The following is a 25,838-nucleotide window of genomic DNA, read 5'->3' as shown; positions in this document are numbered from 1 at the left end:
GCTCGGGAGCGTCGTGACCACCCTCGCCGCACGTCCGGTCGGCGCCGCCCGCCGCGCCGGCGGACAGCGGGGCCGCCGCACCGCCGTCGCGCTCGCCGCCGCCCTCGCGCTGCTCCTCGCCGTGCTGGCCAGCCTCGCGCTGGGCAGCCGGCCGCTGGGCGTGGGCCAGGTCTGGCACGCGCTGGTCGCTCCCGACGGGGGAACGGCGAGCACCATCGTGCGCGAGTTGCGGATGCCGCGTACCGCCCTGGGCCTGGTCGTCGGCCTCGCCCTCGCCGTCGCCGGGGTGCTCTTCCAGGCGCTCACCCGCAACCCGCTCGCCGAACCCCGGATCCTCGGCATCAGCGCCGGCGCCTCCTTCGGCGTGGTGCTGGCCATCGCCGTCCTCGGCGTCGGCAGCCTCGCCGGGTACGTCTGGTTCGGCATCGCCGGCGCGCTCGGCGCCGGCCTGCTGGTCTTCGCCGTCGCCAACCGGACCCGCGAGGGCGCCAGCCCGGTCACCCTCGCGCTGATCGGCGCGGCCCTCGACGCCAGCCTCGCCTCCGTCGTGTACGCGCTGCTCAGCATCGACGCGCGCACCTTCGAGGAGTACCGGTTCTGGGTCGTCGGCGGGCTGACCGGGCGGGACCTCGGCGTTGCCGCCCAGGTGCTGCCGTTCGTCCTCGCCGGGCTGGCCCTGGCCGCGGTGGTCGCCCGGGGCCTCGACGCGCTCGCCCTCGGCGACGACGTCGCCCGCGGCCTCGGCCACCGGATCGGCCTGGTACGCCTCGGCGGTGGCGCGGCCGCGGTGCTGCTCACCGGCGCCGCGGTCGCCTCCGCCGGGCCGATCGCCTTCGTCGGGCTCGCCGTGCCGCACCTGGCCCGGGCCCTGGTCGGCGCCGACCACCGCTGGACGCTGGGCGTCTCCGCCCTGCTCGGCCCCACCCTGCTGCTCGGTGCGGACATCGTCGGCCGGCTGGTCGCGCCGCCCGGCGAGGTGCCGGCCGGGATCATCACCGCGCTGATCGGCGCGCCGCTGTTGGCGTACCTGGTCCGGCGGGCGAAGGTGGTGACCGCGTGAGCGCTGGCGACCTGACCGGCGTCGCGCCGGCTGCCGAGCGGGACGCCGACGGGCGCGGCGGAACCGGTCAGGCCGGGCTGCCCGGCCGGTCGCTGCTGCGGATCGGGCCGGTCAGCCTCCAGGTCCGCCGCCGCGCGGTGCTCGTCGCGCTCGCCTCGGCCGTGCTGCTCGCCCTCGCCGTGCTGCTCAGCCTCTGCCTCGGCAACCCGTACGTCGCCCCGGCCGACGTGCTCCGCGCGTTGTCCGGCGCCGGCACCCCGTACGACCTGGTCGTGCTCGATCTGCGGCTGCCCCGGATCGTGCTGGCCGGGACGGCCGGCGCGGCCTTCGGGATCGCCGGCACGCTCATCCAGAGCGTGGCCCGCAACCCCCTGGCCAGCCCCGACGTCATCGGCATCACCCAGGGGGCGGGGCTGGCCGCCACCGTCGCCATCACCACCGGCGCCGCCGCGATCCTGGTCGCCCCCGCGGCGCTGGTCGGCGGGCTGGCGGCCGCGCTGCTGCTGCTCGCGCTGGGTTCCCGGCACGGCCTGGCCGCGCAGCGGTTCGTGCTGGCCGGCGTCGCCGTCGCGTTCGCGCTGCGGGCGCTGACCGAGGTGGTCATGCTCTCCGCCGACCCGATCGACGGGCTGCGGGCGCAGATCTGGCTGATCGGCACCCTCGCCGGCAAGGGCTGGACCGAGACGGTCTGGGTCGCGCTCACCCTGGCCGTGCTGCTTCCGGTGCTGGCCTGGGCCGGCTGGGCGCTCAACGGCTCCGCGCTGGACGACGACACCGCCCGGGGAATCGGGCTGCGGCCGGTGGCCCGCCGGATCGGCCTGGCCGCCACCGGCGTCGTCGTGGCGGCCACCGTGACAGCCCAGGTCGGCGCGGTCGACTTCGTCGCCCTGGTCGCCCCGCAGGTGGCCCGCCGGCTGGTCCGGGCCGAGCGACCGCCGCTGCTGTGCGCCGCGCTGCTCGGCGCGCTGCTGCTGGTGCTGGCCGACCTCGCCGGCCGGCGGCTGTTCGCCCCCACCCAACTGCCGGCGGGCGTGCTCACCGCCGCCATCGGCGGGCCGTACCTGATGTTCCTACTGGTCCGCGGCCGTCGGCGGTCGTCGTGACGTCCACCCCTGGCACAGGAGGCACGATGCTCTCCACCCGCGACCTGGTCGCCGGCTACGACGAACGGACCGTGCTGGACGGGCTCGACCTGGCGCTGCCCGCCGACGCGTTCACCGTCATCGTCGGGCCGAACGCCTGCGGCAAGTCCACCCTGCTGCGCACCATGGCCCGGCTGCTCACGCCCCGGCGGGGCGCCGTGCTGCTGGACGGCACCGCCATCCGCGACCTGCCCACCCGGGAGGTGGCCCGCCGGCTGGGCGTGCTGCCGCAGAGCCCGCTGGTGCCGGAGGGCGTCACCGTGGCCGACCTCGTCGGGCGGGGCCGGCAGCCGTACCAGCGGTGGTGGCGGCAGTGGTCGGAGCAGGACGCCGCCGCGGTGGACCGGGCGATGGCGCTCGCCGACGTGGCCGGGCTCGCCGACCGGCCGGTGGACACCCTCTCCGGCGGCCAGCGGCAGCGGGTCTGGATCGCGATGACCCTCGCCCAGGACACCGAGGCGCTGCTGCTGGACGAGCCGACCACCTTCCTCGACCTGGCCCACCAGGTGGAGGTGCTGGACCTGCTGCACCGGCTGCGCGCCGAGCGGGGCCGCACGGTGGTCGCCGTGCTGCACGACCTCAACCAGGCCGCCCGGTACGCCGACCACCTCGTCGCCATGCGGTCCGGTGCCGTGGTCGCCGCCGGGCCACCGCGCGACATCCTCACCGCGGAGCTGGTCCGGGAGGTCTTCGGGCTCGACTGCGTGGTGGTGCCCTGCCCGGTCACCGGCGCCCCGCTGGTGGTGCCCGGGCTCACCAGCCCGTCGCTGGCCCCGCTGCCCGGCACCGGCCCGGCGGGCCCGACCGCTCCGGCGGCCCGCCCCTGCGTCGACGACGCGGACCACCCGCGCGTCGGCCCGTACCCCTCGAAAGGACTCTGATGCGTCGTCTCGCCGCCACCCTCACCGCGGCCCTCGCCCTCGGCGTCGGCCTCGCCGCCTGCGGAAAGAGCGATCCGGTCGCCGGCACCGCCACCGGGGAGACCCGGGAGATCACCCACGCCATGGGCAGCACCAAGGTTCCGGTCGAGCCGAAGCGCGTGGTGGTGCTCGACACCGACAAGATCGACACTGCGCTCTCGCTCGGCGTCACACCGGTCGGCGCCGCCACCGCCGGTGAGGCGAAGAGCTGGCCGACCTATTTCGGCGAGGAGAAGCTCGCCGGCATCAAGGAGGTCGGGGTGCTCACCGAGCCCGACCTGGAAGCGATCACCGCGCTGAAGCCGGACCTGATCCTCGGCAGCAAGTTCCGGCAGGAGAAGTTCTACGACGAGCTGAGCGCCATCGCGCCCACCGTCTTCACCGAGAAGGTCGGCGTCACCTGGAAGGAGAACCTGCTCCTCGACGGCACGGCGCTCGGCAAGGAGCAGCAGGCCCGCGACCTGCTCGCCGCGTACGAGAAGCGGGCGACAGAACTCGGCGCGAAGCTGGGCGACGCCGCCTCCCGCGAGATCTCCATCGTGCGCTTCCTCCCCGGCAACATCCGGGTGTACGGCCCGGAGTCGTTCTCCGGCATCGTCGTCGGCGACACCGGGCTCGGCCGCCCCGAGCGGCAACGCCTCGACGGCAAGGAAGACAAGCGCTTCGACCTGGTCAGCCCCGAACGGGTCAACGAGGTCGACGGAGACGTCATCTTCGTGACCGCGTACGGCGAGAAGGCCGCCGCCGAGCAGGCCAAGGTCACCGCCGGCTCCCTCTGGCAGGGCCTGGCCGCCGTCAAGGCCGGCAAGGCGCACGTCGTCTCCGACGAGGTCTGGATGACCGGCATCGGCGTCGGCGCCGCCAACAAGATCCTCGACGACCTGGAGAAGCACCTCCCCGCCTGACCCCCACCCGCCTTCCCCCGCTGCCCTCCCCCTCCCCAAGATCCGCGCAACTTCGCCGAAGATGCTGCCTCACGCCACATGGAGGCATCACTTTCCATGAAGTTGCGCGGGTGGGGAGGGGTGGGGAAAGGGGGTGGGAGGGGGAGGGGGCGGTCAGCGGGTGCGGGAGCGGAGGGCGCGGCGGAGTTCCGCGAGGAAGCCGTCGAAATCCTCGCGGAAGCGCTTGGCGGTGAGGTGCAGGACGATCCAGTCCTCGGTCAGCAGACGGTTGAGGCGTTGCCGGTCGCGATGGAACTGCGCCGGGTCGTGATGCCAGAGACCGTCGTACTCGACCGCGACCTTCAGTTCGGGCCAGGCGAGATCGAGTCGGGCGACGAAGTCGCCGTCGCGCTCCACCACGAACTGGGTCACGGGTGCCGGAAGACCAGCGAGCACAATACGGACCCGTAGCCGCGACTCCTGGGGCGACTCCGCTCCTGGGTCGGTCAGGTCGGCGACGCGGAGCATGCGCTTCCACCCTCGCGTCCCGAGCCGGGCCTGCGCCAGCTCCCGCAGTTCGTCGACCCGGACCAGTCGGTGCCGGAGGAACGCGTCGACGAGTGCGACCGCCTCCTCCACCGCCAGCCACTGCGACAGGTCCCAACAGGTGCGCCGTGGGGTGGTCGCCCGGATCCCCAGGCGCGTCAGCAGGTCGCCGTCCGCTATCTCGGCGGTATGCACGATGAGGCCGGCCACCGGCCCGAGGCGCTCGCCGACCGGGACCAGTACGTCGATGGGTTCACGCGTGCCGGCCGTGCCGGCGCCGAAGAGGGCTGCCGCACTCCGGCCGGCGATCGCGGCCCCCGCCGGCAGCAGCCAGTGAGCTGCCGCCGCGCATCGGACGGCGTGCGAGATGGTCAGGCGCGCGTCGGCGTAGACGTCCTTGAACAGTGGCCGCCAGGCGGTGCCGCGCAGTTCCGCGCGGGTCAGCAGCCCTCGGGCCACGACGTGCGACCCACGGAAGACGCGCCGCTCCAACTGGGCGGGCCGTCGAGGAGAAACAGGCATCCCTCCACCCTGGACACCCGTGATCGCCCCCGCCACCCCCTGTGGATAACCCTCCCCGCACGCCGCCAGAAGCAAGATCCGCACAACTTCGGGGAAAGTGTCGCCTCAACCCTTGGTCGAGGCAGCAGTCTCACCGAAGTTGCGCGGATCTTGATCAGGCGTGGGGTAGGGGTGGGTCAGGCGGCGGTGGACCAGATGGCGCGGAAGGCGGCGGCCTCGCCCGCCAGCCACTGCTCGACCTGCTCGGGCTTGATCGTGTCGGGCATGCGGTGGGTCTCGCCGCGCCGCACGTCGACCAGGACCGGCTCGCCGTGCGGGAGGACGGCGTCCATGTGCCGGGCCATCAGGTGCAGGGTGGCGAGGGCCGCCTCCTCGCTCGGCGGGGCCTCGTCGAAGTGCAGGCGGACCGCCTCGGCGCGGCCGTCGGCGTACCGGACGCCGAAGTGGGGGTTGATCTTGACGGGCAGGTCGCCCAGCATGGCGAGCGCGTCGCGGGTCTGGGCCAGGTCGACCCCGGCCGGCTCGCCGAGCGACTGGAGCCAGGCCGTCGCCCCCGGGACCAGGGCCTGGTAGAGCGGGCGCCAGCGGGGCTTGACCAGATCGGCCACCCCGGCGAGGTGGGTGCCGCCGGTGTGGAAGGCGACGTCGGCCTTGAGGGCCTTGACGAACTGACCGTGCGGGTTGAAGCCGTGCCGGCTGGCCCGCTGCTTACGCAGGCCACCGACGAAGGTGGCCTTGGTCGGCCCGGTGCGGTCGACATACCGGGTGAAGCCGAGGAGCGTGGCGTAGGGGGTGAGCGGGGCGGCGGAGGTGGGCGCGGTCACGGGCGTCCTCCCAGGTCAGGAACTCGATTAGTACACACATTCTAATCGACGGGCCTGACATCGCCCAGGGGACGAAAGGGGCCGTCCGAACATCCCGGACGGCCCCTCGGAGACAAATCTTCAGAGCTGCCCGACGTCGGTGATCCGGACGACCGCCGCCCCCGCCTCGTCGGACGCGGCCAGGTCCACCTCGGCGCTGATCCCCCAGTCGTGGTCGCCCTCGGGGTCGTCGAGGATCTGCCGCACCGTCCAGCGGTCCCGGCCCTGCTCGATCATCAGCAGCGCCGGCCCGCGCGCGTCGGGGCCCACCCCGATCGAGTCGTACGCCTCGAAGTACGGCTCCAGCGCCTCCGCCCAGGCGTCGGCGTTCCAGCCCGACGCCGAGTCCAGTTCGCCGAGGTCGTACCAGCGGCGCAGCGCGGCCAGCTCGACCCGGCGGAACAGCGCGTTGCGCACCAGCACCCGGAAGGCGCGGGCGTTGCGGGTCACCGCCGGCGGCCGGTCTTCCAGGGAGGACGCGACATCCGCGACGTCCGACGGGTTGCGCAGCCGCTCCCACTCGTCGATCAGGCTGGAGTCGACCTGGCGTACCAGCTCGCCCAGCCACTCGATGAGGTCGACCAGCTCCTCGGTCTTGGCGTCCTCGGGCACGGTCTGCCGCAGCGTCTTGTACGCGTCGGCCAGGTACCGCAGCACCAGGCCCTCCGAGCGGGACAGCCCGTAGAACTGGACGAACTCGGTGAAGGTCATCGCCCGCTCGTACATGTCCCGGACCACGGACTTGGGGGAGAGCTGGTGGTCGGCGACCCAGGGGTGGCCCTGCCGGTACATCTCGTACGCGGCCTCCAGCAGCTCCGCGAGCGGCTTGGGCCAGGTCACCTCGTCGAGCAGTTCGAGGCGGGCCTCGTACTCGATGCCCTCGGCCTTCATCGCGGCCACCGCCTCGCCGCGCGCCTTGAACTGCTGGGCGGAGAGCACCTGGCGCGGGTCGTCGAGGATCGACTCGATGACCGAGAGCACGTCGAGGGCGTACGAGGGGGACTCGACGTCGAGCAGCTCGATCGCGGCGAGCGCCAGCGGCGACAGCGGCTGGTTGAGCGCGAAGTCGAGCTGGAGGTCGACGGTGAGGCGGACCCGGCGGCCGGCCTCGTCGGGCTCGTCGAGCTGTTCGACCACCCCGCCGGCGCGCAGCGCCCGGTAGATGGCGATGGCGCGGCGGATGTGCCGGCGCTGCGCGGCCCGGTCCTCGTGGTTGTCGGTGAGCAGGTGCCGCATCGAGGCGAACGCGTCGCCGGGGCGGCCGATGACGTTGAGCAGCATCGAGTGGCTGACCTGGAAGCTGGAGGTCAAGGGCTCCGGCTCGGCCTCGACCAGGCGCTCGAAGGTGGGCTGGCCCCAGCCGACCGAGCCCTCCGGCGGCTTCTTCTTGACCACCTTGCGCCGCTTCTTCGGGTCGTCGCCGGCCTTGGCGAGGGCCTTCTCATTCTCGATGACGTGCTCGGGCGCCTGCACCACCACCCGGCCGAGGGTGTCGAAGCCGGCCCGCCCGGCCCGCCCGGCGATCTGGTGGAACTCGCGCGCCTTGAGCAGCCGGGTGCGTACCCCGTCGTACTTGGACAGGCCGGTGAAGAGCACGGTGCGGATGGGCACGTTGATGCCGACGCCCAGGGTGTCGGTGCCGCAGATGACCTTGAGCAGGCCGGCCTGGGCCAGGGTCTCCACCAAGCGGCGGTACTTGGGCAGCATGCCGGCGTGGTGTACGCCGATGCCGTGCCGGACCAGCCGGGACAGCGTCTTGCCGAAGCCGGAGGTGAACCGGAAGTTGCCGATCGCGCTCGCGATCATGTCCTTCTCGGCCCGGGTGCAGACGTTGACGCTCATCAGCGCCTGGGCGCGTTCCAGCGCGGCGGCCTGGGTGAAGTGCACGACGTAGACCGGGGCCTGCTTGGTCTGCAGCAGCTCCTCGAGGGTCTCGTGCATCGGGGTCATCGCGTACGAGAAGAGCAGTGGGACCGGCCGCTCGACCGAGCGGACGACGGCGGTGGACCGCCCGGTGCGCCGGGTGAGGTCGTCGACGAACCGGGTGGTGTCGCCGAGCGTGGCGGACATCAGGACGAACTGCGCCTGCGGCAGCTCGATCAGCGGCACCTGCCAGGCCCAGCCCCGGTCGGGCTCGGCGTAGAAGTGGAACTCGTCCATGATCACCTGGCCGACATCCGCCCGGGTCCCCTCCCGCAGCGCGAGGTTGGCCAGGATTTCGGCGGTGCAGCAGATGATCGGGGCGTCGGCGTTGACGCTGGCGTCGCCGGTGAGCATGCCGACGTTCTCGGCGCCGAAGACCTCGCAGAGCGCGAAGAACTTTTCCGACACCAGCGCCTTGATCGGTGCGGTGTAGAAGGTGGTCCGATCGTCGGCCAGGGCCGCGAAGTGCGCCGCGACGGCGACCAGGCTCTTGCCGGAGCCGGTCGGCGTGTTCATGATCACGTTCGCGCCGGAGACGATCTCGATGACCGCCTCCTCCTGGTGGGGGTAGAGGTCGAGGCCGCGCTCCTTCGCCCAGCCGGCGAACGCGTCGTAAAGGGTGTCGGGGTCGGCGCTTCTCGGGAGCGCGGCGGTGAGCGTCATAGCCGCTCCATCGTGCCTGGGACGCGGCCCCGTCCGCCAGCCGGGTGCGCCGCGCACCCCGCTCCGCGCTCGCGCACTTTCCGAGAAAGAGTGGCTATTCCCGGCCGGACAGGCACTCTTTCTCGGGTGCGCGGCCGGGCGGCCGGGCGGCCGGGCGGCCGGGCGGCGGGGTGGCCGGGCGGCGGGGTGGGCGGGTGGGCGGGCTGCCGGGCGGCGGGGTGGGGATGGGGCTAAAAACTGCTCGTCATTCTGTGGTCGGACGTAGTCATGCTTGGTCATGTATCTTTGGCGGTGTGAAGCTTTCGGTGTGGGCCCGCCGGCAGGGGGTGAGCTATCAGACCGCTTGGCGGTGGGTGAAGGACGGGAAGATGCCCGTCCCCGTTCGCCAGGCGCCCTCCGGGACGTGGATCGTGACCGAGCCCGCGAGTGTCGAAGGCCGGGTAGTCGCGTACTGCCGTGTCTCCTCCGCCGACCAGGGAGATGACCTGGACCGTCAGGCCATGCGGGTTGTGGAGGGCGCCAATGCGCAGGGTCTCGCGATTAGCGAGGTCGTCAAGGAGGTCGGTTTCGGATTTGACGGCAAGCGGCGCAAGCTGCATCGGGTCCTGGCTGATCCGACCGTTGCGGTGATCGTGGTCGAGCACCGGGATCGGCTTGCCCGCTTCGGTGTCGAACACCTGGAATCCGTGTTGTCGGCGACCGGGCGGCGGTTGGTTGTTCTGAACTCGCAGGAGAACAGCAGCGATCTGGTTCGGGACATGACCGAGGTGCTGACCTCGATGTGTGCCCGGCTGTACGGGCAGCGTGCGGCGAAGGACCGTGCGGCCCGTGCCGTGGCCGCGGCGACCGGTGAGGTCGCCGAGTGAAGAGGTTTCAGCCGCGGCCCGGTTTTGTCGTGCAGGCTTACCGGTTCGCGCTCGACCCGGGTGCGGCACAGGAGGAGGCCCTTCGGTCGCACTGCGGCGCCGCGCGGGCGGCCTACAACTGGGCGGTGTCGTGGGTGTCGGCGTCCTGGTGGCAGCGCCGGGCAGAGGCCTCCTACGGCGTCGGGGAGAAGGAGCTGACGCCGTGGCGGCCGTGGTCGCTGCCCGCGCTGCGTAAGGAGTTCAACCAGGCCAAGAAGACCGACTCGCGTTTTGCCGACTGGTGGCAGGAGAACTCCAAAGAGGCATACAACACCGGCCTGACGGGGGCGGCAGCCGCGTTCGACAACTACGCCAAGTCCAAGCGCGGGCAGCGCAAAGGCCAGCGGATGGGCGTTCCTCGCCGCAAGTCGAAGCACCGGGCGCGCATGTCGTGCCGGTTCACCACCGGCACCATCCGTGTCGAGGCTGACCGCCGCCATGTGACCCTGCCCCGGCTCGGGGCGATCCGCACTCACGAGTCCACGCGCAAGCTTGAGCGCCGCGTGGCCAACGGTACCGCCCGCATCCTGTCGGCCACCGTGCGGTTCGAGCGGAGTCGGTGGTTCTGCTCGTTGCAGGTCGAGGTCAGCAAGAACGAGCGCACTGCTGCCCGGTCTGGCGTTGTCGTAGGCGTGGACCTCGGCGTCACGTGCCTCGCCGTGATGGCCGACTCGGCGGGTGAGGTCCGGTACGTGCCGAACCCGGCGAACTACGACATTGCGCTGGCGACACTCAAGCAAATGTCTCGCAGGGTCTCCCGCCGTCAGGGGCCGGATCGCCGCACCGGGCAGAAGCCGTCGAAGCGGTGGCTGATCGCGAACGCCGAACGGAACCGCGCCCACCACCGGGTGGCGAACCTGCGGCAAAACGGCCTGCACAAGCTCACCACCGCCATAACCGCCGAGTACGCCACGGTGGTGGTGGAAGATCTCAACGTCGCCGGGATGCTGCGTAACCGCCGGCTGGCCCGCAAAGTCGCGGACGCCGGGTTCGGCGAGATTCGGCGGCAGATCACCTACAAGACCGGCTGGGCCGGCGGCGTGACTGTCGTGGCTGACCGCTGGTATCCGTCCTCGAAGACCTGTTCGGACTGCGGCGCGGTGAAAGCCAAGCTGCCGCTGCAGGTCCGAACCTACCGCTGCGAAGCCTGCGGCCTCATCCTCGACCGGGATGCCAACGCCGCTCGTAACCTCGCCGCACTCGCGACAGCCGTAACGACTGGTACCGGAGTGGCCGGAGACCAGGACGCGCAAGCGTCGAAACCGCGTGGAGCCGACCAGAAGACCCGCGCCACCCGCCCCAGCCGTAAGGCCGGGGCGGGGCGGGCAGGTGGCGCAACCCTGCCGCCAACGGCAGGAAGAAACGCGAGACCGTCATCAGGACACCGAAGCCCTCACGCTTCGGTGACACCGTCACGGACCTTCCGAGTGGAAACACCCGGAATGCTGACATCCGACTAGAAGATCAGCAACGGTCAGGAGTGGCGGTGGTGGATGAGGTCGAAGATCGGGCGGCCGGCGGTCAGCGCCCGCCGCTCGAACTTGGTCACCGGCCGGTGCGCCGGTCGGGGCGCGAAGCCCCCGTGCGCGTCCACCAGCCCGGGGTCGGCGGCCAGTGTCTGGCGCATCGACTCGGCGTACTCGGCCCAGTCGGTGGCGCAGTGCAGCGTCCCGCCCGGTCGCAGGCGGGAGCGGAGTAGCGCGGCGTGGTCCGGCTGGATGATCCGCCGCTTGTGGTGCCGGGTCTTGGGCCAGGGGTCGGGGAAGAAGACGTGCACCGCGTCCAGGGCGTCGGCCGGCATGGCCCGGACCAGGTCCAGCGCGTCGCCCTTCGCCACCCGGACGTTGGTCAGCCCGTGCCGTTCCACCAGCTCCAGCAGGTTTCCGATGCCGGGCGTGTGCACCTCGACCGCCAGGTAGTCCCGGGCCGGGTCGGCGGCGGCCATCGCGGCTGTGGCGTCGCCCATGCCGGAGCCGATCTCCAGCACCACGGGGGCGCCCCGACCGAAGAGCGCGGCCGGGTCGAATGGCCCGTCGAGGTCGGCGATGTCGATGCCATACCCGGGCCAGAGCCGTTCCAGCGCGTCCGTCTGGCGGTCGCTCATCCGGCCGCGGCGGGGGTGGAAGGTGCGGATCCGGGCGGCCGGCGGGGCCGCCGGGACGGCGGGGTTCTGGTCGGTGGTGGTCACAGCGACCCGAGCGTACGCGACGGTTCCGGAGTATCGGATGTGATGTACGCCCGGGGGTGAGACGATTCATCCCGTACGGCAGGCCGGTGCCCCGCTGCCCCGGGTCTGCCCGAGGACGCCGGAAGGGGGCAGGGTGTCGGTTTCGCTCCAGCGCACCGCGTTGGCGATCACCTTCGGTGCCCTCGGTCCGGCGCTGCTCGGGGCGGGCCCGGCGCTCGCCGCCCCGCCACCCGCGGTGGCCCCGGGCCCCGGTGAGCCGAGCCCGGACTGGCCGGAGCAGCCGGGCGATCGGCAGCCACGCCCCGGCGACGTCGTCTTCGTCGAGGTGCACCCGAGCCCCGTGCAGCCCGGCTACCTGGTCGGCATCCGGGCCAACTGCCGAGACAACTCCGTCCCGGCGACCGTCGTCTCCGACGCTTTCGGCCGGGTGCAGGTGCACCCCCAGCGTGGTGAGCTGACTGCGTCCGCGATGGTCAACGAGCGCACCCGGCCCGGCAACTACCGGGTGAAGCTGGAGTGCCGGGACGGCGTCACCGCCTCGACCATGCTCCAGGTGGTCAGGTCGGCGAGGCCCAGCCCCGGCCCGCACACCGGCTTCGGCGGCGCCGCCGGCAACGGCCTGAACGGCCTGCTGGTCCCCGGCGGCCTGGCCCTGACCATCGCCGGGGCGGCCGTCGGCATCGTCGCGGCCCGCCGCCCCCGTGGCGCCGCCCGAGGCTGAGCGCCGCGATGACCTCGCCACCCGCCTCCACACCGGCCGCCCGCCGCGATCGGATCCCGGCCCGCAGCCCCTGGTCGGTGCCGGTCGCGGTGGCGCTGGTGCTGCTCGGCGTCTTCGCCACCGGCGCCGGTCTCGGGCGTACGGTCGGGCCGCTGGACTGGGCCGCCGGCCAACAGCGCCCGGTGAGCGCGCAGGAGCGCCCCGCCGCCGCCGGGCGCGGCGGGTTGCCGGCCAGCCGCCCGGTGAGCCTGGCGGTGCCGGCGATCCGGGTGACCGCCCCGGTGGCCCCGGTGGGCCAGGCGAAGGACGGTTCGATCGACGTGCCGCCGCTGAGCCGGCACCAGGAGACCGGCTGGTACGACCGCAGTCCCACCCCAGGTGAGCCGGGCCGGGCCATCATCGTCGGGCACGTCGACTCCAAGAGCGGCCCGGCCGTCTTCTACGACCTGCGCAAGCTCAAGCCCGGCGACCGGATCGAGGTGACCCGCCAGGACCGCGCAGTCGTCGTGTTCACGGTCGACTCGGTCGAACACTTCGACAAGTCGAACCTGCCCGCCGACCGCGTCTACGGCAGCGACGGCCCGTCCGCGCTGCGGCTGATCACCTGCGGTGGAGCGTGGGTCGGCGGCCGGACCGGCTACGAGGACAACGTCATCGCCTTCGCGTCGCTGGCCGACACCCACGAGCCCTGACCGGCCGGGCCGCCCCGGGTGGTCAGCCCTTGCCGGCGACCTGCTGGACGACCTCGAACTCCAGCAGCGTCGCGCCGGAGGCGACCGGCCGCCGCTGCTCGCCGCCCTCGCCACCGGCGTGCGCGGCGCGGGACGGGCCGGCCGCCCACGCCTGGTACGCCTCCTCGTTCTCCCAGCGGGTGTAGACGAAGTAGCGGCTCTCCCCGGCGACCGGGCGGAGCAGCTCGAAGCCGAGGAAGCCGGGGGAGTTCTCCACCGCGCCGGCCCGGGCGGCGAACCGCTTCTCCAGCTCCTCGCCGGCGCCGGACGGGACGTCGATCGCGTTGATCTTCACGATTGCCATGGCTTCACCCTAACCAGCCGCCGACCACCCGGCCGGGCGGTCCGCTCGCGCCACACGCCGGCTGACCGGCCCGCGCCCGCCGGACCGGCCGCGTCGGCCTCGGCTCAGAATGACTCGACCGCCGGCACCAGGTCGGCGTCGACCACGATCGGGGCGTGGTCGGAGGGGCCCTTGCCCTTGCGGGCCTCCCGGTCGACGTACGCCGAGCGGACCGCCCGGGCGAACGGCGCGGAGGCGTACACGAGGTCGATCCGCATGCCCTTGTTCTGGTGGAACATCCCGGCCCGGTAGTCCCAGTACGTGTAGGGGTGTGGGCCCTTCAGCGGGGTGGGCACCACGTCGACGAGCCCGAGGTCGCGCAGCGCCGCGAGGGCCGCCCGCTCGGCCGGCGTGACGTGGGTGGAGGTGACGAAGAGCGCCGGATCCCAGACGTCGGCGTCGGTGGGGGCGACGTTGAAGTCGCCGCAGACCGCCACCGGCGCACCGCCCGCCAGCTCCGGCTCCAGGGCGTCCCGCAGCGCGACGAGCCAGGCCAGCTTGTACGCGTAGTGCGGGTCGTCGGGGGCACGCCCGTTGGGCACGTACACCGACCAGACCCGGACTCCGTCGCAGCTGGCCGAGATGGCCCGCGCCTCCGGCTCGGGGAACCCGGGCTCGCCGGGAAACCCGACCGCCACGTCGGCCAGGCCGACCCGGGACAGGATCGCCACCCCGTTCCACCGGCCGTCGCTGTGGCTGGCCACCTCGTAGCCCAGCTCGCCCACCTCGGCGACCGGGAAGGAGCCGTCAGGGCACTTCGTTTCCTGCAGGCAGACCACGTCGGGGCCGGTGGTGGCCAGCCAGTCGAGCAGCCGGGGCAGGCGGGCCTTCACCGAGTTCACGTTCCAGGTCGCCAGGCGCATGTCTCCAGCCTGCCGTATCCCGCCCCGACGCGCCGGTTGAGCCGCGTCGGCGCGTCGCATGATCGACTGTGCTGGGCCCGCGTGGTCGGCGCTGCGGGTATGGCGGTTGGCCGCATCCCGGCTCAGTCGGTGAGCCGGTTGAGCCGCGTCGGCGCGTCGCATGTTCGACTGTGCTGGGCCCGCGTGGTCGGCGCTGCGGGTATGGCGGTTGGCCGCATCCCGGCTCAGTCGGGCAGCCGGGTCAGCCGTTCGGGGTGTCGCCGGGTCGGGTCTGCTCGGCCAGGAACCGCTCCAGCTCGGCGCCGAGCTCGTCGGCCGTGGGCAGCGGCCCGGCCTCGGCGGCCAGCAGGTTCTTTTCGCCACGCCCGCGGGCGAACGCGTCGTACTGTTCCTCCAGGGCCTGCACCAGCGTGGCGGCCTCGTCGGTCTGCGCGACCTGCCGGTCGATCTCGACCCGCACCACCTCGGCGGCCGCCCGCAGGCCGTCGCTGGGCAGCAGCAGCCCGGTGCTGCGGGAGACCGAGGAGAGCAGCACCTCGGCGGCGGCCGGGTACTCGGTCTGGGCGACGTAGTGCGGCACGTGTGCGGCGAAGCCGATCGCGTCCCGGCCCGCCTCGCCGAGCCGGTACTCCAGCAGGTGCCCGACGCTGCCCGGCACCTGCACCCGCTGCAGCCAGGGCTCGTGGCCGACGATCAGCTCGCGCCGGGTGGCGTGGGCGGTCACCCCGGTGGGGCGGGTGTGCGGCACGGCCATCGGGATCGAGTTCAGCCCGGCGGTGAGCCGGACGTCGAGCCGGGTGGCCAGGGCGGCCACCGCGGCCACGAACCGCTCCCACTGCAGGTCCGGCTCCGGGCCGGTGAGCAGCAGGAAGGGGGTCTCGTCGTCGTCGTGCAGCACGTGCAGCGCCAGCTCCGGCGCGTCGTAGTGCTCCCAGTGGTCCTCGACGAAGGTCATCACCGGGCGGCGGGAGCGGTAGTCGAAGAGTTGGTCGACGTCGAAGGTGGCGATCTGACGCGACTCCAGCGAGGTGAGCAGCTGCTCGCGGGCCAGGCGGCTCGCGCTGCCGGCGTCGACGAAGCCGGTCAGCGCCTGGATCAGCACCGGCTGTCCAAGGTCGGGCAGATCGTCGGTGAGCTGGTAGAGCTCGTGTGGGTCGAGCACCGGTCGGACCTCCTGAGGAAACGCGCGTACGGGCCGCCGTGCGCGCACGGCTCCCGGTTCGCCGAACGTACCCGCCGTCGGTATCCATTCCGTCAACGGGCGGTCCGCCGCGACCCCGGTGATCAAAGGTGGATGAAGTCCCGCATTTCGGCGATCATCCGATGTGCGCCTGCCCGTTCGCCGCCACGCGCTCATACCAACGGTGGATGTGGTGGATCATGTGCACGGCGACGGCGGTGTCGGCCCGGCTGCTCCGGGTCTCCCGACCCCCGGCGGCGCTTCCGAGATGCCGGTTCTGCGGCGTTACACACCGCGGGCGCGTCGCACCACCAGCCCGTCCGGGTCGGCGGTGCCGGAATGTGGTCAGGGCCACTTCCTGGCGCTGGGTGGCCGGCGGATCGCCTGCCTAGCCTCGTCAGATGCGTGACGACGACACCATCGACGACCAGCACGCCCACGAGGGCACGACTGGCCGTTCGGACGATACCCCCTCGTCCGTTCAGGTCGGCGTTCTCCGTGGCATCGCGGCGACCCCCTCTCTCCGTACCCGCCTCGGCGCCCTCGCTAACCCCCTGGCCCGCCGCGGGCGGGTCGCGCTCGCCACCGGCGTGGTCACCTGCCTCGGCGTGGCGGCCTTCGCCGGCGTGCAGGCCCTGCCGGGCGACCGGCTCGACCCGGTCGCCGCCCAGCCGGTGCTCGCCGAGCGGGCGCAGGAGGCCGCCGCCTCCCGGGGCCAGGCGCGTACCCCGGTCACCGCGACCCCCACCCCCGCCGTGGCCAGCCCGACCGCCCCCCCGTCGCCGACCGCGACGGCGAAGCCCAAGCCCAAGCCCAAGCCCAAGCCCAAGCCGAAGCGGATTGCCCCGGTTGCCGGCCTGGACGAGACCCAGATGGACAACGCCAAGGCCATCGTCAAGGCCGGCCGGAAGATGGGCGTGCCCCGGCAGGCCCTGATCATCGCCGTGGCCACCGCCATGCAGGAGAGCAACCTCTACAACTACGCCAGCGGCGTGCTGCCCGAGTCGCAGAACTACCCGCACCAGGCCATCGGGTGGGACCACGACTCGGTCGGGCTGTTCCAGCAGCGGCCCAGCAGCGGCTGGGGCGAGGTCCGCGACCTGATGGTCCCGGAGTACGCCACCGAGGCGTTCCTCTCCGCGCTGGTGGAGATCCCCGGCTGGCAGGATCTGCCGCTGACCGATGCCGCCCAGGCCGTGCAGGTCTCCGCGTTCCCCTGGGCGTACGCCCAGCACGAGTGGCGGGCGACCGAGGTGGTTCGGGCCATCCTGGCCTGACCCGCGCCGGTTGCCGGTTGTCGGTTGTCGCGTCGGGGTACACATGACGCAGGACCACCGAATGGAGGACGACATGTCACTGGTGCAGCGGATCAGCGCGTTCCTGCGGTCGCCGCGCGGGCGGCAGCTGGTCGACCGGGGCAGGCGCGAGTTGGCCAAGCCGGAGAACCAGGTCAGGCTCAAGCAGGTGGCCGCCCGGATCTCCAGCCGCCGCCGCTGATCGTCCCCCGCTCGCCCTCGACACCGGGAGCACCTGTGACCGACGCCGCGCCCGTCGACGACGAACCTACGGCCCCCACCCCGCCGCCGGCCGGTCCCGCCGCGGTGGTCACCCCGCCGGTCGGGCGGGCGGGGGAGCCGGACGCCCCCGAGGCGCCGCCGGGCCGGCTCTGGGACCGGATGCGGGACGACCCCCAGTACGCCCCGGAGCACCTCGCCCTGGAGGCGGTGCGCCGGCTGGGGCCGGAGGCCGCCGAGTGGGCCGCCCGGGCCCGCGCCGAGCGCCCCGACGCCTCCGCCGACGACCTTGCCGAGCAGGCGGTCCGCAAGTTCGTCAACCAGGCCCGCCTCTCGGGGGCGGTCTCCGGGGCGGCTGGCCTGCCCGGCGCGGTGATCGACGTCGGCGTGCTGGCCTGGACCCAGGCGCGGCTGGTGCTGCACATCGCCGCCGCGTACGGGGTCGACCCGGTGCACCCGGACCGGGCCACCGACCTGCTGGTGCTGCAGAAGGTGCACAAGGCCGCCGAGGGCGCCCGGCTGGCCCTGGGCGTGGCGGCGGGGCGGGAACGCGCCGGGGCCCTCTTCGGCCACGGCGCGCAGAACCCGCTCGGCAGGGTGATGCTCCACCTCGGTGTGCGGCTGGCCCAGATGGCCGGCGTCCGCGTGGCGAAGCGGATGTTCGCCAAGGTGGTGCCGGGCGCTGCCATCATCCTCGGCACCTGGGCGAACTCCTCGGCCACCAAGGACCTCGCCGAGCGCGCCCGCGCGCTCTACGGCAGCGGTCGGGGCGGCGTGCCGCAACCCCGCCGTTCCTGACCCCGCCTCGGTACGGCGGTGCCCCGGTCTCCGGGGCGCCGCCGTTTCGCGGATGCGGAGGTGTTCCGCCGCAGGGATCCGGGCCGCGACGCGCCCGATCCGCCTCGACCCCCCGCCCGGGGTCGCGCCGGCCGGTGGCCCGGCGGCGGTCAGAGCCGCCAGCCGGCGCTCGAGAAGCTGACGTCGGCGAGCCGATTCTGCCCGGCCACGTTGGGGTGGAACCAGTCCAGCGCGTTCACCTCGTCCAGGGTGAAGCGCACCCGGTGCGCCGCCCCACCGTCGTGCCGGCAGCGCGACCCGTACGCCCGGCAGGCCGCTTTCAACTCGGCGTTGTAGTCCTCGATGCGCTGCCGGAATGTGGCCCGGCGGGCCCGGTCGGCCGGCGCGGTGGAGGTCGGGTTGGCCAACAGTGACGGGCAGATGCCGGCCCGCCAGACCCGGGTGGCCCGCGACTCGGTGTGCCCGACCTCCCAGAGCCGGTACAGATCCGGGATGCTGACCACCAGCACCCGCGCCTTCGGCCGCCCCTTGCGCAGCGCCCGTAGGCCGCGGTCGACCTGGGTGCGGAACGTCGGCACCGGCGTCATCGTGTCGATGTCGTCGCGGCAGGCGTCGTTGGCGCCGATCAGCACGGTCACGTAGTCGGCCTTGTCGCGCACGGCCGCCTCGGCCTGCCCGGCCAGCGCCTCGGCCCGGGCGCCGGGCACGGCGTGGTTGTTGGCCCGGCCGCGGATGCCGGGGTTGGCGTCGAGCAGCCGGCGGTAGTGGCTCTCCACCCGGATGCCGTCCCCCGTGGACCACGAGTTGCGCTGGCACGAGGTGAGCACGAGGCAGGAGCCGAAGCCGGTGGTGATCGAGTCGCCGAGCGCGGCCATGGTGGTGGGCAGCCCGGGCTGGCTGGACTCCCGCGACGGCCGGGGCGACGCGCTGCCCCCCTCCTCACAGGCGAGGGCGACCAGCGCCAGCAGGCAGGCGACGGCGGCGACCCAGCGTCGAGGCATTGTCTTCCCCCGGTCCGGCGGCGCAGAGCGACAGCGCGGTAACCATACGGGGACGGCGGGCCGGATCGGTCCGCTCGTGTCGACTTTCAGGCAGAATAAATATTTAGAAACATGGATTTGATATGACGGTTCAGTGGCCGGCCCGCCACGGCGGCCGCTGCCCGTGCAGCCACCAGTGCAGCGCCCGGGTGATCCGGGGCAGCACCAGGTACGTCATCAGCGGGGTCAGGCAGAGCGTGATGCCCAGCGTCCGCACCGCCAGCGGCAGCCCGCCGACGAACCGGGCGGTGAGCAGGGTGGCGGCCAGGCTCAGCGGGAAGAACGCCAGCCAGATCGTCACCGCCTGTTTCCAGCGCGGCGGGGACGGCGGCGCGGCCGGCTCGCCGGCGGCCGGCACCAGGGTCTCGACCACGTGGTCGACCGGCGGGTCGAACCACCCCTCGATCCCGGTGCGCCGCTCGACCCGGGTGTGCTCGACGATGCCCTGCGCCGAGGTGAGCCACCAGTGCCGCTGCGGGGACTCCTCCCAGCGGCGCAGCGTCTCGTGGTCGGCGAAGCGGTAGAGCATGTGCCACTCCGGTGAGCCGGGGCCGCTCTGCACCCAGCCCACCCCGAGGAATCCCGGGAAGCTCTCGGCCAGCGCGCTGCCGGCCCGCATCCAGGCGACCATCTCGTGGGCCCGCGCGGGGTCGGCTCGTCGGGCGATGGCGACGGTCACCGGCACCGCGTGGGTCATGGTCATGCCCCCATCCTTCCCGCCCTCGCCGGTGTCGGCCCGGTGGCTCCGCACCGGTGTAACGCAACCCACCGCCGCCTGCACGGCATACCCGCCCCGTGGCCGTGCTCACCGCCCCGTGCTCACCGCCCCGTGCTCACCGCCCCGTGCTCACCGCCCCGTGCTCACCGCCCCGTGCTCACCGCCCCGCGCTCGTCGGCCCGCGCGGTTTGCGGCATGTCGCGGTGACGTGGCGGCGGGAGAGCGCGACATGCCGCAAACGGTGGCCGGGCGGCGGTCGGGCGGTGGTCGGGCGGTGGCCGGGCGGCGGTGGGGTGGCGGCCGGTGGCCGCGACGGCCGGTTAGGGCCGGTCCTGCGGGGGTAGCCCGGAGGAATGACGAGATCGCAGCCCCGGCGCGCCCGTGGCACGGTCGGCCACGCGTACAGCGCGCTGAACCTCCGGCTCGCGCTGGCCGTGTTCGGCCTGATCAGCATGACCGTCTTCGCGGTGCTGGCCTTCCTGGCCGACGTGATCTGGCTGGGCGTGGCGTGCGCGGTCTTCGCCGCGGTCGCCGTGGTCGACCTGGCCGTCATCCAGCGCCGCCGCGCCGCGCGCCACCGTGAGGAGCCGGGCGCGCGGCACTCACTCTTCGAGTGACAGGAGTACGAGATGCCCATCGCCACCACCAGTCCCGCCACCGGCCAGGTGCTCAAGTCGTACGACCCGATGTCGGCCGAGCAGATCGACGCCGCGATCGAACGCGCCGACGTGGCGTTCCGGGACCTGCACGGCACCACGCTCGCCCAGCGGGTGCAGTGGATGAACAAGGCGGCCGACCTGCTCGACGCCGACCGGGACTCCACCGCCCGGCTGATGACCACCGAGATGGGCAAGACGTACGCGGCGGCGAAGGCCGAGGTGACCAAGTGCGCCACCGCCTGCCGGTTCTACGCGGCCAACGCGGAGCGGATGCTCGCCGACGAGCCCGCCGACGCCGGCGCGGTCAAGGCGAAGCGCGCGTTCGTGCGGTACCAGCCGATCGGGCCGGTGCTCGCGGTGATGCCGTGGAACTTCCCGCTCTGGCAGGTGATGCGGTTCGCCGCTCCGGCGCTGATGGCCGGCAACACCGGCCTGCTCAAGCACGCCTCAAACGTGCCGCAGACCGCCCTGTACCTGGAGGAGTTGTTCCGCCGCGCCGGCTTCCCCGAGGGCGCCTTCACCACCCTGCTGGTCGGCTCCGAGGCGGTGGACCGGATCCTCAGTGACCCGCGGGTACGCGCCGCCACACTGACCGGCAGCGAGGGGGCGGGCCGCTCGATCGCCCAGATCGCCGGCCGGGAGCTGAAGAAGACGGTGCTGGAACTCGGTGGCAGCGACCCGTTCGTGGTGATGCCCTCCGCCGACCTGGACCGCGCCGCCGAGGTCGCCACCACCGCCCGGTGCCAGAACAACGGCCAGTCCTGCATCGCCGCCAAGCGGTTCATCGTGCACACCGACGTCTTCGACGCCTTCGCCGAGAAGTTCGCCGTCGCCATGTCGGCGCTGCGGGTCGGCGACCCGATGGACGCCGACACCGACGTCGGGCCGCTGGCCAGCGAGCGCGGCCGGGACGACATCCACGCCCAGGTGCAGGACGCGATGGACCACGGCGCCACCGTGCTCTGCGGCGGTGAGAAGCCCGCCGGCGATGGCTGGTACTACCCGCCCACCGTGGTGACCGACCTGAACCCGCAGATGCGGATGTGGTCGGAGGAGGTCTTCGGGCCGGTCGCCGGCCTCTACCGGGTCTCGTCGTACGCCGAGGCGATCGAGGTGGCCAACGGCACCGCCTTCGGCCTCGGCTCGAACGCCTGGACCACGGACCCGCAGGAGCAGGAGCGCTTCGCCACCGACCTGGACGCCGGCAGCGTGTTCATCAACGGGATGACGACGTCCTATCCCGAACTGCCGTTCGGCGGGGTGAAGAACTCCGGGTACGGCCGCGAGCTGTCCGCGGTCGGCATGCGGGAGTTCTGCAACACCAAGACCGTCTGGGTGGGGGAGGGCGCGGCGTCGGCCGGCGCGGGCGCGCACGCCGAGTAGTGCGGCCCTTGACCGGGCGCTGACCTCGTCCCGCCGGCGCGCCCCATAGGCTCGTACCCCATGGAGCCTCTGTTCGAGGTCGTGGTCATCCTCGCGATCGCGACGTTCGGCGCGGCGCTGGCCCGGCGGCTGGGCCTGCTCGCGCCGATCCTGCTGGTCGTCCTCGGTCTCGCCCTGTCCTTCCTGCCTGGCTTCCCGCAGGTGCGTCTCGACCCGAACCTGGTCCTGGTCGGCATCCTGCCGCCGCTGCTCTACGTCGCGGCCCTGGAGACGTCGGTGCCGGCGTTCCGGCTCAACCTGCGGCCGATCCTGCTGCTCGCGGTGGGGCTGGTGCTGTTCACCGCGTTCGTGGTGGGCACCGTCGTGCACCTGCTCCTGCCGCACCTGCCGTACGCGATCTGCCTGGCCCTCGGCGCGGTGGTGGCGCCGCCCGACGCGATCGCCGCCACCGCGGTGGCCCGGCGGGTCGGGCTGCCCCGCCGGATCGTCACCATCCTGGAGGGCGAGAGCCTGGTCAACGACGCGACCGCGCTGGTGCTGCTCCGCGTCTCGATCATCGCCGCCACCGCGAGCGGCGGCCGGGTGGAGTTCGGTGAGGTGGCCCGGGAGGTGCTGGTCGCCACGGGCGGCGGCGTCCTGGTCGGCCTGCTCGGCGTGCTGGTCTTCGGCTACCTGCACAAGCGGATCACCGACGCGGTACTCGACAACGCGCTGTCGCTGATCGTACCGTTCGCGGTGGTCTTCGCCGCCGAGGAGATCCACGCCTCCGGGGTGGTCGCCGTCGTGGTGACGGGGCTCGGCATCGGCCACCGGATGCCGCTGCTGATGTCGGCGGCCTCCCGGCTCCAGATCGGCGCGTTCTGGCGGCTGGCCCGGTTCCTGCTGGAGGGGCTGGTCTTCCTGTTGGTCGGCCTGCAACTGCGCGACGTGGTCCGCTCCCTCGACGAGCCGCTCGGCTGGCTGGTCGGCGTCACCGTCGCGGTGCTGCTCGCCGTCGTCCTGTCCCGGTTCGTCTGGCTCTTCCCCGCCACCTACCTGGCCCGGCTGGTGCCCCGGGTGCGGCTTCGCGAACCGGCGCCGCCGGTGCGGGTGCCCATCGTCATCGGCTGGGCCGGGATGCGCGGGGTGGTGACCCTGGCCGCCGCGCTGGCCCTGCCGCTGACCCTGGCCGGCGGCCGGTCGTACCAGCGGGAGCTGTTCATCTGGCTGGCCTTCGCGGTGATCGTGGTGACCCTGGTGGTGCAGGGCGCCACCCTGCCGCTGGTGGCCCGCCGGCTCAAGCTGCCGCCGGACGACCCGGTGCAGGACGCGCTCTCCGCTGCGGCGGTGCAGCAGCAGGCCAGCAAGGCGGCCCGGGACCGCCTGTACGAGCTGGCGCCGAGCGCGCCGACGACGGTGGTGGAGCGGTTGCGCGGGCTGCTGGAGGCGCGCACCAACCTGGCCTGGGAGCGGTTGGGTGGCGCCGACCAGGAAACCCCCTCGCAGGCGTACGGCCGGTTGCGGCAGGAGATGATCGACGCGGAGCGGGAGGTGTTCCGGAACGCGCGCGATTCCGGGCGGATTCCGCAGGAGGTGCTGGTGCGGGCATATCGTGACCTGGATCTGGAGGAGTCGTTGCTGAGCCGGGAGGCCGACGAATGAGTTGCCAGCACCTCGCCGAGGCGGGTGACGCCGAGCCGCAGACCCGGGATGCCTGCCCGGACTGCGTCGCCGTCGGCAACGACTACTGGGTGCACCTGCGCGCCTGCCTGACCTGCGGGCGCGTCGGCTGCTGCGACTCCTCGCCGTACCAGCACGCGACGAAGCACTTCGAGTCCAGCGGCCACCCGGTGATGCGCTCGATTCAGCCGGGGGAGGCCTGGCGCTGGTGCTTCGTCGACGAGGAGATCGGCTGAGTCGCCGGGCTACCGCAGGCGGCGGGCGAGCACCTGGCCGGGCCACGGCTCGCGGCCGGGGCGCTGCACCGTGAACGGGTCGGTGGCGGTGAAGCCGCAGCTCTCGTAGAAGCGGACCAGCGCCCGGTCCGCCCCGGCGTAGCAGTCCACCCGCAGCAGGTCCAGGCCGCGTTGGCGGGCCAGTTCCGCCGCGTGCGCCAGCAGCCGGGCCCCGATCCCCCGACCGGCGTACGTCCGGTCGGTGACCAGCAGGTTGACGTACAGTTCCGGCTCGGTGGGCGGTGGAACGTAGTCGGTGGCCGCGCCGACCACCAGCGCGCCGACCGGGGTGTCGCCGAGCCGGGCCAGGTGGAGTCCCCCGCCCGCCGCCCAGCTCTCGGCCTGGGCGATCCGGCGGCGATCGGCGGAAGCGGGCTCGGTGCCCCACTGGCCGGTGCGGCCCCGGGCCGCCAGCCAGGCGGTCGCGGTGTCGAGCAGCCGCAGCACGGTGGTCGCGTCGGCCGGACCGCCGGGCCGGACAGTGAGGGTCTCCTGATCGGTCATGGTCGACATGCTGCTACAGCGACGCGGGTCGATGCGCGGCGTGCCCGCTGGCACCGGGGACCGCTCGACGGTCCCGGGTGGCGACCGCCCACTGCGTCAGCGCCGGGACGAGCAGCCCGACGGCGGCGAACAGGGCGGCCACGCCGATCCACCCGGCGACCCCGCCGTCCAGGACCGCCCAGGTCAGCAACGCCGGGCCGGCGGCCCGGGCGAGACCGGCGAACACCCCGTCCACCCCCTGGTATGCCCCGATCGCGTCCGGCGCGGCCAGGCCGTACGCGAGGCCCGCCCCGGCGGTGCCGTGCCACAGGTCGCCGAAGGTGTAGACGGCGGTGGCGAACAGCAGCAGCCCGGTCGCCGCCACGGCCGGGAGGCCGGCGGTGGCCGCGTACAGCAGCATCGCCGCGGCCAGGACCAGGCCGGCGCGGCGCATCGCCCGCGCGGCCGGGGCGGCGGCCTCCGCGCCCCGGCCGAGCCGCACCGCCAGCAGCACGGTGAGCGCGGTGTTGGTCAGCAGCACCGCCGACACGACGACCGGCGGGGCGCCGGTGCGGCTGACTGTCCACAGCGGCACGATCAGGGTGAGCACCGTCCAGTGCAGGGCCAGCACGGCAGAGGCCCCGCTGACCGCCAGGAACGGCCCGTCCCGCAGCGCCCGCGTCCGGCGCGGCGCCGCCGCCTGCGTCCCGGCGGCCGCGGGCGGGTAGGCCGGCAGCCGCAGCAGCAGCGCGGCGGACACCAGGTAGGTGGTCGTGTTCCCGACCACCAGCACCTGGTACGCCAGGTGCGTGTCGGCCGCCAGGGCGAACCCGGCGAGCCCGGCCCCGGCCGCGATACCCAGATTGGCTACCGCGCGCAGGGTGGCGAACGCGGGTATCCGCCCCTCGGGTCCGCCGACGGCGGCGACCAGGGCGGCGCGGACCGCCAGGTTGCCGGAGGTCAGCAGCGCGTCCAGCACCGCCACCGCGAGAAACCCCGGGAACGAACCGACCAGCAGGTACGACGCGGCGACCGCGGCCTGAAGCAGTTGCAGCAGCGCGCGCAGGGTGCGCGGGTCGCGCCGGTCGGCCAGGCCGCCGAGCGGTACGGCGGCGGTCAGCCCCAGCAGCCCGGCCACGGTCAACCCGAGTCCGACCGAGGAGGCGCTGAGACCGATGTCCTGGGTCAGGTAGATGGGTGCGCCGGCCAGCCAGAGCCCCGAGCCGAGCGTGTTGGCGAGGGTGGCCATGGCCAGGGTGCGCAGCCGGCCGGGTGGCGGCAGCGGCGACCAGCGGGTGAAAGAGGCCATCGGGTCGACCGTATGGGCCGGGGCGTTGTCCCAGGGTCCCGGCGCGGGCGACGCCGGTCACACCTACGCCCACCAACTGACGATTCCACTATTCCACCGACAGTCATCGATATGTTCCGCCCCGTACGCCCGGCAACGTCACCGTCTACGTCGACGACGGCTGGCCGCGCGCGCAGCCGACCGGGCTCGGCTCCGGCCGGGTGTGGATGGGGTGGTAGGCGGTGGACCAGGGCTATGACCGGACCCGGATCGCCACCCACGAGATGGGCCACATCCTCGGCCTGCCCGACAAGCGCACCGGGCTCTGCTCCGACCTGATGTCCGGCAGCAGCGCGCCGGTGTCCCTGCAAGAACGCGTACCCGAGCGCGGCCGAGGCCTCCCGGGTCATGCGTCGCCCGGTCTGACCGGCCCGCGCCGGCGGAAACTGGACGTGGCGCGCACTCGCTGCCGCTGTCGTCCAGTCGTGCCCGCCACTCTCCTCCGTGCCGGTGGCCCGCAGGGCTCCTTGCCGGTGGCCCGCAGGGCAACGGGAAGTGATGGCACGT

At 73.4% G+C, this 25,838-nt stretch carries 26 protein-coding genes and 1 pseudogene; 16 read left to right on the top strand and 11 right to left on the bottom strand.

Annotated features, from left to right (window positions below; translation table 11 throughout):
- Nucleotides 1-13: 13 nt before the first annotated feature.
- From ABZ807_RS02995 to ABZ807_RS02980, 4 genes are read left to right on the top strand one after another with little or no spacing between them, the layout of a single operon-like run.
- Nucleotides 14-1,060: an iron ABC transporter permease gene (locus ABZ807_RS02995; RefSeq protein ID WP_357151965.1), complete on the top strand. Its 1,047-nt coding sequence runs from the start codon at nucleotides 14-16 to the stop codon at nucleotides 1,058-1,060.
- Nucleotides 1,057-2,163: an iron ABC transporter permease gene (locus ABZ807_RS02990; protein ID WP_357151962.1), complete on the top strand. Its 1,107-nt coding sequence runs from the start codon at nucleotides 1,057-1,059 to the stop codon at nucleotides 2,161-2,163. The genes ABZ807_RS02995 and ABZ807_RS02990 overlap by 4 nt, the downstream gene beginning before the upstream one ends.
- A 26-nt stretch (nucleotides 2,164-2,189) precedes the next feature.
- The gene (locus ABZ807_RS02985) at nucleotides 2,190-3,083 is read left to right on the top strand and encodes an ABC transporter ATP-binding protein (protein WP_357151960.1); all 894 of its coding nucleotides are present in this window, start codon (nucleotides 2,190-2,192) and stop codon (nucleotides 3,081-3,083) included.
- Nucleotides 3,083-4,027 carry an iron-siderophore ABC transporter substrate-binding protein gene (locus ABZ807_RS02980; RefSeq protein ID WP_357151957.1) on the top strand — a complete coding sequence of 315 codons (945 nt, stop codon included), beginning with the start codon at nucleotides 3,083-3,085 and terminating at the stop codon, nucleotides 4,025-4,027. The genes ABZ807_RS02985 and ABZ807_RS02980 overlap by 1 nt, the downstream gene beginning before the upstream one ends.
- A gap of 153 nt (nucleotides 4,028-4,180) precedes the next feature.
- On the opposite strand, the gene ABZ807_RS02975 is transcribed toward ABZ807_RS02980, so the two are convergent.
- The 3 genes from ABZ807_RS02975 to ABZ807_RS02965 form a co-directional block, all read right to left on the bottom strand.
- Entirely contained in the window at nucleotides 4,181-5,074 is an 894-nt protein-coding gene (locus ABZ807_RS02975; RefSeq protein ID WP_357151954.1) for a hypothetical protein, read from the bottom strand.
- 176 nt (nucleotides 5,075-5,250) lie between these two features.
- Nucleotides 5,251-5,898, bottom strand: coding sequence for a hypothetical protein (locus tag ABZ807_RS02970; protein ID WP_357151951.1), 648 nt, complete (start codon nucleotides 5,896-5,898; stop codon nucleotides 5,251-5,253).
- 120 nt (nucleotides 5,899-6,018) lie between these two features.
- Nucleotides 6,019-8,523 carry a DUF3516 domain-containing protein gene (locus ABZ807_RS02965; protein ID WP_357151948.1) on the bottom strand — a complete coding sequence of 835 codons (2,505 nt, stop codon included), beginning with the start codon at nucleotides 8,521-8,523 and terminating at the stop codon, nucleotides 6,019-6,021.
- Between the two features lie 293 nt (nucleotides 8,524-8,816).
- On the opposite strand from ABZ807_RS02965, the gene ABZ807_RS02960 reads away from it, so the two are divergent.
- Nucleotides 8,817-9,389: an IS607 family transposase gene (locus ABZ807_RS02960; RefSeq protein ID WP_357151945.1), complete on the top strand. Its 573-nt coding sequence runs from the start codon at nucleotides 8,817-8,819 to the stop codon at nucleotides 9,387-9,389.
- Nucleotides 9,386-10,888 carry an IS607 family element RNA-guided endonuclease TnpB gene (gene tnpB, locus ABZ807_RS02955; RefSeq protein ID WP_357151942.1) on the top strand — a complete coding sequence of 501 codons (1,503 nt, stop codon included), beginning with the start codon at nucleotides 9,386-9,388 and terminating at the stop codon, nucleotides 10,886-10,888. The genes ABZ807_RS02960 and tnpB overlap by 4 nt, the downstream gene beginning before the upstream one ends.
- A gap of 14 nt (nucleotides 10,889-10,902) precedes the next feature.
- Here the strand turns inward: tnpB and trmB are convergent, their stop codons facing one another.
- Entirely contained in the window at nucleotides 10,903-11,532 is a 630-nt protein-coding gene (gene trmB, locus ABZ807_RS02950) for a tRNA (guanosine(46)-N7)-methyltransferase TrmB (RefSeq protein ID WP_357152241.1), read from the bottom strand.
- A 319-nt stretch (nucleotides 11,533-11,851) separates the two neighbouring features.
- Between trmB and ABZ807_RS02945 the strand changes: the two genes are divergently transcribed.
- Nucleotides 11,852-12,337, top strand: a complete 486-nt coding sequence (locus ABZ807_RS02945) for a hypothetical protein (protein WP_357152238.1) — start codon at nucleotides 11,852-11,854, stop codon at nucleotides 12,335-12,337.
- 8 nt (nucleotides 12,338-12,345) lie between these two features.
- Nucleotides 12,346-13,029 (top strand): class F sortase, encoded by a 684-nt coding sequence (locus ABZ807_RS02940; RefSeq protein WP_357151940.1) that lies wholly within the window; start codon nucleotides 12,346-12,348, stop codon nucleotides 13,027-13,029.
- Nucleotides 13,030-13,051: 22 nt separating this feature from the next.
- Here ABZ807_RS02940 and ABZ807_RS02935 read toward each other — a convergent pair whose 3' ends face one another.
- The 3 genes from ABZ807_RS02935 to ABZ807_RS02925 all read right to left on the bottom strand — a co-directional run bounded on the left by ABZ807_RS02935 (nucleotide 13,052) and on the right by ABZ807_RS02925 (nucleotide 15,436).
- Nucleotides 13,052-13,372, bottom strand: coding sequence for an antibiotic biosynthesis monooxygenase (locus ABZ807_RS02935; RefSeq protein WP_357151938.1), 321 nt, complete (start codon nucleotides 13,370-13,372; stop codon nucleotides 13,052-13,054).
- A gap of 104 nt (nucleotides 13,373-13,476) precedes the next feature.
- Complete coding sequence (locus ABZ807_RS02930) at nucleotides 13,477-14,274, bottom strand: exodeoxyribonuclease III (protein ID WP_357151934.1); 798 nt, start codon at nucleotides 14,272-14,274, stop codon at nucleotides 13,477-13,479.
- 241 nt (nucleotides 14,275-14,515) lie between these two features.
- Nucleotides 14,516-15,436: a PAC2 family protein gene (locus ABZ807_RS02925; protein WP_357151931.1), complete on the bottom strand. Its 921-nt coding sequence runs from the start codon at nucleotides 15,434-15,436 to the stop codon at nucleotides 14,516-14,518.
- Nucleotides 15,437-15,855: 419 nt separating this feature from the next.
- Between ABZ807_RS02925 and ABZ807_RS02920 the strand changes: the two genes are divergently transcribed.
- From ABZ807_RS02920 to ABZ807_RS02910, 3 genes are all read left to right on the top strand, one after another.
- Nucleotides 15,856-16,731: a peptidase M23 gene (locus ABZ807_RS02920; RefSeq protein WP_357151928.1), complete on the top strand. Its 876-nt coding sequence runs from the start codon at nucleotides 15,856-15,858 to the stop codon at nucleotides 16,729-16,731.
- A 73-nt stretch (nucleotides 16,732-16,804) separates the two neighbouring features.
- Nucleotides 16,805-16,951, top strand: a complete 147-nt coding sequence (locus ABZ807_RS02915; protein ID WP_357151926.1) for a hypothetical protein — start codon at nucleotides 16,805-16,807, stop codon at nucleotides 16,949-16,951.
- A gap of 35 nt (nucleotides 16,952-16,986) precedes the next feature.
- Nucleotides 16,987-17,766 (top strand): EcsC family protein, encoded by a 780-nt coding sequence (locus ABZ807_RS02910; RefSeq protein ID WP_357151924.1) that lies wholly within the window; start codon nucleotides 16,987-16,989, stop codon nucleotides 17,764-17,766.
- A 149-nt stretch (nucleotides 17,767-17,915) separates the two neighbouring features.
- Here the strand turns inward: ABZ807_RS02910 and ABZ807_RS02905 are convergent, their stop codons facing one another.
- Nucleotides 17,916-18,767 (bottom strand): GDSL-type esterase/lipase family protein, encoded by an 852-nt coding sequence (locus ABZ807_RS02905; RefSeq protein WP_357151921.1) that lies wholly within the window; start codon nucleotides 18,765-18,767, stop codon nucleotides 17,916-17,918.
- Between the two features lie 130 nt (nucleotides 18,768-18,897).
- Nucleotides 18,898-19,509, bottom strand: coding sequence for an antibiotic biosynthesis monooxygenase (locus ABZ807_RS02900; protein ID WP_357151919.1), 612 nt, complete (start codon nucleotides 19,507-19,509; stop codon nucleotides 18,898-18,900).
- 368 nt (nucleotides 19,510-19,877) lie between these two features.
- Here ABZ807_RS02900 and ABZ807_RS02895 point away from each other — a divergent pair, with 368 nt between their 5' ends.
- Genes ABZ807_RS02895 through ABZ807_RS02880 form a run of 4 tightly spaced genes read left to right on the top strand, consistent with a single transcriptional unit; the run spans nucleotide 19,878 to nucleotide 23,461 of the window.
- Nucleotides 19,878-20,141: a DUF6343 family protein gene (locus tag ABZ807_RS02895; RefSeq protein ID WP_357151916.1), complete on the top strand. Its 264-nt coding sequence runs from the start codon at nucleotides 19,878-19,880 to the stop codon at nucleotides 20,139-20,141.
- A 12-nt stretch (nucleotides 20,142-20,153) separates the two neighbouring features.
- Nucleotides 20,154-21,566, top strand: coding sequence for an NADP-dependent succinic semialdehyde dehydrogenase (locus ABZ807_RS02890; RefSeq protein ID WP_357151913.1), 1,413 nt, complete (start codon nucleotides 20,154-20,156; stop codon nucleotides 21,564-21,566).
- 60 nt (nucleotides 21,567-21,626) lie between these two features.
- Nucleotides 21,627-23,207 carry a Na+/H+ antiporter gene (locus ABZ807_RS02885; protein WP_357151911.1) on the top strand — a complete coding sequence of 527 codons (1,581 nt, stop codon included), beginning with the start codon at nucleotides 21,627-21,629 and terminating at the stop codon, nucleotides 23,205-23,207.
- Nucleotides 23,204-23,461, top strand: coding sequence for a UBP-type zinc finger domain-containing protein (locus ABZ807_RS02880; protein ID WP_357151908.1), 258 nt, complete (start codon nucleotides 23,204-23,206; stop codon nucleotides 23,459-23,461). Before ABZ807_RS02885 ends, ABZ807_RS02880 begins: the two co-directional genes overlap by 4 nt.
- A gap of 9 nt (nucleotides 23,462-23,470) precedes the next feature.
- On the opposite strand, the gene ABZ807_RS02875 is transcribed toward ABZ807_RS02880, so the two are convergent.
- Entirely contained in the window at nucleotides 23,471-24,004 is a 534-nt protein-coding gene (locus tag ABZ807_RS02875) for a GNAT family N-acetyltransferase (protein ID WP_357151905.1), read from the bottom strand.
- A 13-nt stretch (nucleotides 24,005-24,017) separates the two neighbouring features.
- Complete coding sequence (locus ABZ807_RS02870) at nucleotides 24,018-25,292, bottom strand: MFS transporter (RefSeq protein WP_357151903.1); 1,275 nt, start codon at nucleotides 25,290-25,292, stop codon at nucleotides 24,018-24,020.
- Nucleotides 25,293-25,384: 92 nt separating this feature from the next.
- Here ABZ807_RS02870 and ABZ807_RS02865 point away from each other — a divergent pair.
- A pseudogene (locus tag ABZ807_RS02865) lies at nucleotides 25,385-25,679 on the top strand (snapalysin family zinc-dependent metalloprotease); the annotation flags it as partial.
- Between the last annotated feature and the right edge of the window lie 159 nt (nucleotides 25,680-25,838).

The sequence above is a fragment of the Micromonospora sp. NPDC047548 genome, from assembly GCF_040642975.1.
Classification (GTDB): Bacteria; Actinomycetota; Actinomycetes; order Mycobacteriales; family Micromonosporaceae; genus Micromonospora.
Note: the sequence above shows the minus strand (reverse complement) of the source record. Positions and strands in the feature narration are given on the sequence as shown.

Excerpts from the sequence above, each read along its gene's own strand:
- ABZ807_RS02985 (WP_357151960.1), top strand. The coding sequence starts at position 2,190 with ATGCTCTCCACCCGCGACCTGGTCGCCGGCTACGACGAACGGACCGTG.
- ABZ807_RS02980 (WP_357151957.1), top strand. The coding sequence starts at position 3,083 with ATGCGTCGTCTCGCCGCCACCCTCACCGCGGCCCTCGCCCTCGGCGTC.
- ABZ807_RS02975 (WP_357151954.1), bottom strand. The coding sequence starts at position 5,074 with ATGCCTGTTTCTCCTCGACGGCCCGCCCAGTTGGAGCGGCGCGTCTTC.
- ABZ807_RS02965 (WP_357151948.1), bottom strand. The coding sequence starts at position 8,523 with ATGACGCTCACCGCCGCGCTCCCGAGAAGCGCCGACCCCGACACCCTT.
- trmB (WP_357152241.1), bottom strand. The coding sequence starts at position 11,532 with ATGAGCGACCGCCAGACGGACGCGCTGGAACGGCTCTGGCCCGGGTAT.
- ABZ807_RS02940 (WP_357151940.1), top strand. The coding sequence starts at position 12,346 with ATGACCTCGCCACCCGCCTCCACACCGGCCGCCCGCCGCGATCGGATC.
- ABZ807_RS02935 (WP_357151938.1), bottom strand. The coding sequence starts at position 13,372 with ATGGCAATCGTGAAGATCAACGCGATCGACGTCCCGTCCGGCGCCGGC.
- ABZ807_RS02930 (WP_357151934.1), bottom strand. The coding sequence starts at position 14,274 with ATGCGCCTGGCGACCTGGAACGTGAACTCGGTGAAGGCCCGCCTGCCC.
- ABZ807_RS02920 (WP_357151928.1), top strand. The coding sequence starts at position 15,856 with ATGCGTGACGACGACACCATCGACGACCAGCACGCCCACGAGGGCACG.
- ABZ807_RS02915 (WP_357151926.1), top strand. The coding sequence starts at position 16,805 with ATGTCACTGGTGCAGCGGATCAGCGCGTTCCTGCGGTCGCCGCGCGGG.
- ABZ807_RS02905 (WP_357151921.1), bottom strand. The coding sequence starts at position 18,767 with ATGCCTCGACGCTGGGTCGCCGCCGTCGCCTGCCTGCTGGCGCTGGTC.
- ABZ807_RS02900 (WP_357151919.1), bottom strand. The coding sequence starts at position 19,509 with ATGACCATGACCCACGCGGTGCCGGTGACCGTCGCCATCGCCCGACGA.
- ABZ807_RS02895 (WP_357151916.1), top strand. The coding sequence starts at position 19,878 with ATGACGAGATCGCAGCCCCGGCGCGCCCGTGGCACGGTCGGCCACGCG.
- ABZ807_RS02890 (WP_357151913.1), top strand. The coding sequence starts at position 20,154 with ATGCCCATCGCCACCACCAGTCCCGCCACCGGCCAGGTGCTCAAGTCG.
- ABZ807_RS02885 (WP_357151911.1), top strand. The coding sequence starts at position 21,627 with ATGGAGCCTCTGTTCGAGGTCGTGGTCATCCTCGCGATCGCGACGTTC.
- ABZ807_RS02880 (WP_357151908.1), top strand. The coding sequence starts at position 23,204 with ATGAGTTGCCAGCACCTCGCCGAGGCGGGTGACGCCGAGCCGCAGACC.
- ABZ807_RS02875 (WP_357151905.1), bottom strand. The coding sequence starts at position 24,004 with ATGACCGATCAGGAGACCCTCACTGTCCGGCCCGGCGGTCCGGCCGAC.
- ABZ807_RS02870 (WP_357151903.1), bottom strand. The coding sequence starts at position 25,292 with ATGGCCTCTTTCACCCGCTGGTCGCCGCTGCCGCCACCCGGCCGGCTG.